This is a genomic window from Streptomyces sp. NPDC004561, from assembly GCF_053602155.1.
In genome coordinates this window covers 1-1,137 of the sequence record NZ_JBSGDB010000929.1, presented here as the reverse complement: position 1 = coordinate 1,137, position 1,137 = coordinate 1, and the positions used below count along the sequence as shown (strand labels likewise).

The following is a 1,137-nucleotide window of genomic DNA, read 5'->3' as shown; positions in this document are numbered from 1 at the left end:
ACCACCCCCCGGATCATGAACAACAAGGGGGGGAAGTCATGCCGGACCCGAAGGCCGGAGGCCCCGTTGCGGAGCCATGAAGACGGTAACGGGGGGGCTCGACGTCGTCCGCCTCGACCTGCTCGGCCCAGCCGGTCACTTCGCGGCCACGCCAGCAGGTGGGCGTCTCGGGGCGGGTGCGCTTTTCGAGGGTCATCAACCAGCGCATCGTCACGACATCTCCAGTTTCAGGCGCGCCGCGTTGGGGTGCGGATGGCGGGCCGGGCGCCGTGAGCGCTGCTGGGCACGCAGGGAGTCGGCTTCGGCCTGGGCGCGGCGGGCGTGCTCGTGCTCGCGGGCGGCCGCGGTGAGGCAGTACGGGGCCAACCACTGCTGCACGTCGACGGTGCGGGCCAGCGAGTTGGGGAGCACCGAGTAGGGGAGGTCGGCCAGCATCAGCAGCAGGACCGGGTGCGGGCAGGCGGTGAACCACCGTGCGACGGTCCACCAGGCGGCCACGGCGGCGCGCCGCGCGGGGTGGGCTGCGCGGGCCTCCCGCTCCAAACGGGCGGCTTCGGCCTGGTGGTGGGCGGCCGACCATGTGAGGAAGCGCAGCAGGGCTGCCGTGTCCCGCTGCCGGGAGAGGTCCAGGAGCACGGGCAGGTCGTCGCGCTGCGCCACATGGGCGGCGCAGGCGCGCAAGACGGCGGTGAGCGTCGCTGCCGTCTTCTCGGGCGGCTCGTGTCCGTCGGCGGACGTCATCGGGTACACGCTGACCTGGGGGCGGTCGGCGTAGTCGCTGGGGTAGAGGGTCAGGCTGCCGTGGCCGCGGGTGAGCCGCGGTAGGGCGTCGTCGGGGGCGGTGGTCTGGTAGGCGTTGACGGGGCCGAGGCAGGCGCGTACGGCGGTGAACTGGTCCCAGTGGTGGGGGTGGTGGGTGGCGGTGACGTGCACGCTGCCGCGCATCGCCCCGCCCAGCTGGAAGACGACGGCGTCGTCCTGGCGGGGGCCGGCGGTGGCGCGCACGGTGCCAGCGGGCGTGTCGACGGTCAGGCTCTCGCTGATCATGGGCTGCGGCTCCTCGGCGGTCGGTTCGGTGAGCGGGGCCTGCCGCCCCGCGCTCGCCGAAGGGGAGGGCGCGGGCGTCGGGGCGGCAGG

At 74.3% G+C, this 1,137-nt stretch carries 1 protein-coding gene; it reads right to left on the bottom strand.

Annotation, left to right across the window (positions count from 1 at the left end):
* Positions 1 to 210 precede the first annotated feature (210 nt).
* Positions 211 to 1,137, bottom strand: a 927-nt coding sequence (locus ACWEN3_RS46780; RefSeq protein ID WP_452984568.1) for a hypothetical protein, incomplete at its 5' end; no start/stop codon positions are given.